The organism is Type-C symbiont of Plautia stali, from assembly GCF_059730935.1.
This window is the reverse complement of record NZ_AP035923.1, coordinates 4,076,012-4,082,561: the sequence shown is the minus strand read 5'-3', so window position 1 is coordinate 4,082,561 and position 6,550 is coordinate 4,076,012. Positions and strand designations below refer to the sequence as shown.

The window sequence follows — 6,550 nt, the reverse complement described above, 5'->3', positions numbered from 1 at the left end:
TTATACGCATGAAATAACGGATCTTATCCACAGAGCGACGCAGGTAAAAGGCGATAAAAAAGCGGAATCAACTGGGGATCGACACAAATACCCGATCCCCGACCAGCAAAGATCGTCTTAAATCTGCGGGTGCCAGCTGGCGACCCACACTTCCGCCGGATCTTCCGGAATCTCATGTTCCAGCACGTCGATCTCCAGCCGATCGCCAATGCGTTTGGCGCCCAGCTGCGTTAACGTCGTCTCCAGCAGCTTGATCGCACCGCAGAACAGATCGTATTCATGATTACCGATACCCACTGCGCCAAAGCGTACGCCTGACAGATCCGGCTGGCTCTCCTGCAGCGCTTCATAAAACGGCAGCAGGTTGTCCGGCAGTTCGCCGGCACCGTGCGTTGAGCTGACAATCAGCCAGACGCCCTCCTGCGGCACCTCATCCAGCTCGGGTCCGTGCAGCAGTTCGGTTGAAAAGCCTGCTTCCTGCAGTTTCTCTTCCAGATGTTCAGCGACATATTCGGCGCTGCCAAGGGTACTGCCACTGATTAAGGTAATATCGGCCATGATGCTCTCCCGCACTAAAGGCGAGCATTGTACGCTGTGATCAAGCGGTGATCCACCTGTGGAAAACAGGGTTAATCGCCGATAGCATCAGGCGACAAGGCGCATCACAAAAGCGATCCGCCCGGGATAAGGTTATGCACAGCGGGGAAGCCGATCACGGCTTGATGGTGCGCATGATCGGGTTTTGCAGGGAGATCAGCGTTTCGGTGGACTGGATTTCATCAATGGTCTGGATCTTGTTGATCAGCACCTGCTGCAGCGCGTCAATTGATCGGCACATCACTTTAATAAAGATGCTGTAGTGGCCGGTGGTGTACCAGGCTTCCACCACTTCATCCAGCGCTTCCAGTTTGCTGAGCGCTGCCGGATAGTCGCGCGCGCTTTTCAAAATGATGCCGATAAAACAGCAGACATCAAACCCGAGCTGCCGTGGATCGATCTCCACGCGCGTACCCAGAATAATCCCCGCCTGGCGCATCTTCTCGACGCGCACGTGAATCGTGCCGGGGCTGACGTTGAACTGCTTGGCGAGTTCGGCGTACGCGGTGCGCGCGTTTTGCAGCAGCGCATTTAAAATGCCGCGGTCGAGATTATCCAGTTGCAGGTGTTCCGCCATCATCCATCCTCATTAGGTTCTTCTTCTCTGAACAGGGAGAATGTGCAGCAAATTAGCGGGACAGGCAAGGCGCAGACAGCGGAGCTGCCGCTGTCTGCACGCTTTTTAGCGCTTACGCCACAGCGTCAGCTGGGCCTGTGTGTGCTGGAACTTACGCGCGGTTTCGCGAATCACAAACGGCACGTCCTGCGGCAGCGCAACTTCCTCAAAGGCATCGCGCAGCAGCCGTTGCAGCGCCTGCCAGGTGGTGAGCGCTTCACCGTTTTCACGGAAACCGCCCAGCCAGTTCTCCTTCGGCGTGAACTCTTCCAGCCAGGTATAAGGTGAGGAGATAGCCAGCAAACCGCCGGAGCGGATCATCGGCGTGATGTCCTGCAGGAAGCGCTTCGGCTGGCGCAGGCGATCGATCAGGTTAGAGGCCAGTACCAGATCGTAGCCATCGGGCTGCGGTTTCAGGTTACAGGCATCGCCCTGCACAAACTGAATGCGCTGCGCCAGGGTCTCATCGAAACCAAACTCTTTTAGCCGCACCTGGCGATACTCCACCAGCTCTCCCTCTTCCGGCACCACGTAACGGAAATCCTCACCCGAGGTCAGCTGCAGCGCCACGTCGATAAAGCGCGCCGAGTAATCCATGCCGGTGACCGCAGCAAAATGGCGCGCCAGTTCAAAGCTGGCACGACCGGTGGCGCAGCCGATATCCAGCGCGTGGCCGCGCTGCGCGCAGTGCGGCAGCACGATATCGACCAGCGCCGCCGCGTAGTTCGGCACACCGTAATAGCCGGGGCCGTACTGGAAGTCGAGGTACTGCGACACCATGCTGTCGGTTTCATACGGATTCAGCGCCATGCTCTCCTGATGCGAGGAAACCACGTAGCGGAAACCGGCATGCTGGAAGAAGTGGCGCCGGAAGGCGTAGCGTGAGGATTTCAGCGCTTCGTTGCCAGTGGAGATCCAGCTGCCGCCTTTGATCAGCGCATGTTTGCCGTCAAAGGTGGGCGTGGAGAAATCGTCATACAGTGGATGTACCCTGAAGCCTTCAAAGCCGTTGGTCGGCGTGGTGGTCCACTGCCAGACGTTGCCGACAATGTCGAAGAAGTCACCCTGGGCAAAGTGGTCTACCGGACAGGAAGAGGCCCAGCGGGCGAGATTGATGTTGCCCGGCGCGTCGATCCAGTCCGGCTGATCGCCGGCAACCTGCTCGCGCAGCTGCATCCACTCGGCTTCGCACGGTAACTGGATCGCTTTGCCGCTCTCTTCTGCCAGCCAGCGGCAGAATGCCGCCGCTTCCAGCTGATTCACTTCGGCGGGCCAGTCCCACGGCATCGCCACTTCTTCGGTCATCAGACGCAGCCGGAGATCGTCAGGTTGCGCGATGTCACCGACCCAGAAAGTCGGCATCTGCGCCTGAGCAAACTCGCGCCAGCCCCAGCCTTCATCATCCCACCAGCGGCGTTCGTTATAGCCGTTGGCGGCAATAAAATGAAAGAACTCGGCGTTGCTCACCAGCATTTTGCTGGCTTTGAACGGTTTCAGCTCCGTTGAAAGGCTGCCGTATTCGTTATCCCAGCCGTAGGTATCATCGGTTTTACCCTGCGTGACGTGTCCGCCTGGCATCGCCACCAATGTATTGGCCGGTACCGAGGCACGATCGTGGCGCGCGTATGGACACGCCGGCCAGTGCGGCTGCGGTTTTACCCACTCAAGCGGCAGCTGGCGGATCAGCACGCTGGAGGTTTCAAGGTGAATTCGCTCATGCTCAATGCCCATCAGAATCACCCACGCCGGGCTGTCCCAGTCAATCGGCAGATCCAGCGGCATGGTGCGGATGAATTCACTTACCACGGTTTTCACTTTGCCGCGGTAGTCGCGCACCTCGGCCACATCCGGCCAGCTGTAATGGCTGTCGTCGAGATCGTCCCAGCTCATCTCATCCACGCCGATCGCCATCATCGCCTCGATGCGATCGTCAATGCGCTGCTGCAGATAACCGCCCGCCATCAGCTTATTAATGTAGAAAGTGGCGGTATGGCCAAAGTAGAAGATCAGCGGATGGCGCAGGGTGATGGCTTTATTAAAGTACGCGCGCTCATCGGCGAGGCAGTCGAACAGGCTTTCGTACAGCTCCCAGGTCTGGGTGAAATAGGCCAGCAGTTCGGCGCGTTTGGCGTCGCTGCTGCTGCCGGAAAGCCGGACGGTGCGGGTGGGCGCAGGCAATTGATCGTGAAGATGAGCGGTTGTCACAGTGAACTCCGTAAGCTGATTAAACACAGCGGGTAATTCACTATAGCAAATTAGCATTTCTGCCTGATGAATTAGCGTTTCCAGCGGCGCAGCAGGCGGCTTTTCAGGCCGGTATCGAAGCGCCAGATGTGATCGAAAATGCGCAGAATGCCGGGTTTGCCGTGCGCCGACATCGCCACGGCGTGGAAGCGTTGCTGGTGGTGACGCTGGCGCTGTTTAATGGTGCTGACGATGTCGTCCGGCAGACGCTGGGCGATAAAATCGGAAACGATCACCGCATCGGCTTCCTGCCACTGACTGCCCTCCATACGCGTGACCACCGCAGACAGGCAGGCGGCCAGATCGGTGCCGCCGCGAAAACGCTGGCTGAGAAAACGGATTGCCTGCTCGATGCCGTTATCCGCGGTCAGCTCGTAGCCAATCACTTCGTGAGCAAACAGCATGATGTAGCAGCGCCGCCTGTCGGCCAGCGCCACCTTCAGCAGCGCCAGACAAAACGCTTTGGCGCAGCGTTCATTGAAACCGCCCATCGAACCAGACGTATCCACGCAGACGATGAACGGGCCGCGCGGCTGCGCTTCGTGCTGCTGATGGCTGGCCGGGCGCAGCGTCACTTTCTCGTGCCAGGCATCGCCCTGTAACCGGTAGGTCAGCAGGCGTTTCTCCACCAGCCGGCGGTAAAATTCCAGCTCCAGTTCGCTGATGCTCAGCGCCGCCAGCTCTGGCGGCAACAGACGCAGCACATCGTCGCTCTGATGGATGCCGCTGACCTCTTCCGGCACGTTGTCCGGCTCGCGCACCAGCTGATGAAACGCTTCCAGCGGCGCATCCTGTGACGGTACCGATTTCGCTTCGCGGCTGCGTCCCAGCTGCTGCGCCAGTTTCATCAGTTCCGGCTGCTGGGCGAGGAAATCGCCGTACTGCACAATCAACTCATAGTCGCCATGCTGCAGCGGTGCCTTGCTCAGATCCCACAGGCGTCCGGCGGCGGCTTCGTCGTCATCGGTCAGAATCGGCGCCAGCTGGCCGCTGATGGCCATGCGCTGCTGCAGCTCAGCCATCAGGCGTTCCCGCTGCTCTTCCAGCAGGGTTTCGTTCAGCGTCAGGGTTTGCAGCGTCAGGCTCAGGCGCCAGCGCTGCAGGAACAGCGTGTGCTGCGCATTGCTCAGTTGGGCGCTGTCGGTATGCAGCAGCAGTTTGCTGGCTTCTTCGATAAACGGGGACGGCAGCGCTTTCAGCTGCGTCATGATGGCGGGCAGTTGCTCACTGAAGGCGTGGCTGCTGAGCAGCTGCATCTGCTGGAAGAGCTGAAATTCGCGCGCCAGCGCGTCCGGCACCGGCGTGGTTTTCATCTGGGCGGCAATCTCGGCGCGCCAGCGCGGCAGCTCGCCCATCATCGCCTGTTTCAGGCGCGGAAATTTTTCAAAGAACAGCGCCAGCTGTGGCGAGGCCAGCAGTGCCACAATCAGCTCTTCGATCAGCTCGGTTTCGCCAATCGACAGCAGCGTGCTGAGCGTCTCCAGCGAGATCATTTTCTCGCCTGTTTCAGCTGTTCCGCCACATCCTGCAGGCTGGTTTCGACCCGTGCCAGCCAGTCGTCGCTGATAAACAGGCAGCGCTGGTGCTGGCTAAACAGCGTGCGCTGCGCGCGCAGCTGGGCCTCCAGCGCGTCGTATTCTTCCATGATTTCCTGCGGCACGTCGCTGCTGCTGGCGGCACCCGGCAGCGTGAGGCGCGTGGACTGCAGGCTGACGTCGCGCAGCGTCAGACAGTGGTGCGCATCCACCAGCAGGTCGAGCGTCTGTCCAAAGCCGATGCCGTTGAGCTTGCCGCGGATCTCGCCCGCTTTCAGCAGCCACTGATTGAGCGCATCGCGTGCCACCACCACGTGCGTGACCTGCATGTCGTGCAGCGTTAGCGGCTGTTGCAGCATCAGGGTCAGCTGTTCGTCCGTGATCGAGGCCGGTAATTCATAGTGCGGTTTGCGGCTGAACATGCCGCTGTGCTTCTCCAGCGTCAGCGCCTGCGCCACGCTCTGCTGCTGTTGCAGCGCCAGCCGGCGCGCTTTGATCTGCTGCAGCGTGTGCAGCATCGCCTGCTGCTGCCACGCGTGCTGCGTCATCAGCGCATCAATTTCACGGTCCAGCAGCTGCATCGACGCCACGTCGTGCCACAGGCAATCTTTCAGCAGGATCAGATCAAGCGGGGCAATCGCCACACGGCCGCTGTAAAACGCGCTGGCCTGCAGCAGATGGATGGCTTTTTTCCAGCGGCGGTCGGAGATATACGGCGCCTCTGGCAGGTTCTCCAGCTGCTGGCGCAGCTGATAGATCAGTTCAAACACATGATCGGGCAGGCTGACCTGGCTGATGCCTTTCTGCCACTGCTGATACTCTTCATCGCTGATGCACAGCGATTCCGCCACCGGGTTGGCGTTTTCATCCTGCTGGTGGGTCAGCATGCTGCGGAAGTTCTGCTTTTCATGCACGTTGTCGAGCCACAGCCGGATCAGCATACGGTCGTACAGCGCTTCCAGACCGCTGTCGGCCTCCGGCAGTTCGTTGGAGGCGGTGACCAGCAGGCGCATCGGGATCGGCTCTTCGCTGTCGCCGTTGCGGAAGCGACGTTCGTTGATGGCGGTGAGCAGCGTATTGAGAATCGCCGGACCGGCTTTCCAGATCTCATCCAGAAAGACAATTTCGGCATCCGGCAGATAGCCTTTGGTCAGACGCTGATAGCGTCCTTCATCTTTCAGCGCCTGAATCGACAGCGGGCCAAACACCTCTTCGGGCGTGGAAAAACGGGTCATCAGGTATTCAAAGGCACGGGCGTGCTGGAAGGCGTATTTCAGGCGGCGGGCAATCAGGCTCTTGGCGATGCCCGGTGGCCCCAGCAGAAACACGCTTTCGCCGCTCAGCGCTGCCAGCAGGCAGAGACGAATGGCATGATGCCGTTCATACAGCCCTTTCTCCAGGGCATTGCTGAGGCGAGAAATTCTTTCTGCCAAAAGATGGGGTTGAGCCATAATCACATCATTGTCCTTCTGATCCTGGTGCCGTCATATTCTGGCGAGCGCAATACTCTACTGTTTATCATGCGTGAAAGCGTTGATAGCCGTCAGCTTTTTTGTTT

At 59.3% G+C, this 6,550-nt stretch carries 5 protein-coding genes; all 5 read right to left on the bottom strand.

Annotation, left to right across the window (positions count from 1 at the left end):
• Positions 1–117: 117 nt before the first annotated feature.
• Positions 118–558 carry an FMN-binding protein MioC gene (gene mioC, locus AC6I7J_RS19190; protein WP_021508182.1) on the bottom strand — a complete coding sequence of 147 codons (441 nt, stop codon included), beginning with the start codon at positions 556–558 and terminating at the stop codon, positions 118–120.
• 154 nt (positions 559–712) lie between these two features.
• Entirely contained in the window at positions 713–1,174 is a 462-nt protein-coding gene (gene asnC, locus AC6I7J_RS19185) for a transcriptional regulator AsnC (RefSeq protein ID WP_007893613.1), read from the bottom strand.
• A gap of 105 nt (positions 1,175–1,279) precedes the next feature.
• Positions 1,280–3,418, bottom strand: a complete 2,139-nt coding sequence (gene ovoA / locus AC6I7J_RS19180; RefSeq protein ID WP_498006446.1) for a 5-histidylcysteine sulfoxide synthase — start codon at positions 3,416–3,418, stop codon at positions 1,280–1,282.
• Positions 3,419–3,489: 71 nt separating this feature from the next.
• Positions 3,490–4,950, bottom strand: a complete 1,461-nt coding sequence (gene viaA / locus AC6I7J_RS19175) for an ATPase RavA stimulator ViaA (RefSeq protein WP_058770715.1) — start codon at positions 4,948–4,950, stop codon at positions 3,490–3,492.
• Entirely contained in the window at positions 4,947–6,443 is a 1,497-nt protein-coding gene (gene ravA / locus AC6I7J_RS19170; protein ID WP_059012074.1) for an ATPase RavA, read from the bottom strand. Before ravA ends, viaA begins: the two co-directional genes overlap by 4 nt.
• Positions 6,444–6,550 lie beyond the last annotated feature (107 nt).

Bases quoted from the DNA above. Each gene is read 5' to 3' on its own strand.
- mioC (WP_021508182.1), bottom strand. From the start codon at position 558: ATGGCCGATATTACCTTAATCAGTGGCAGTACCCTTGGCAGCGCCGAA.
- asnC (WP_007893613.1), bottom strand. From the start codon at position 1,174: ATGGCGGAACACCTGCAACTGGATAATCTCGACCGCGGCATTTTAAAT.
- viaA (WP_058770715.1), bottom strand. From the start codon at position 4,950: ATGATCTCGCTGGAGACGCTCAGCACGCTGCTGTCGATTGGCGAAACC.
- ravA (WP_059012074.1), bottom strand. From the start codon at position 6,443: ATGGCTCAACCCCATCTTTTGGCAGAAAGAATTTCTCGCCTCAGCAAT.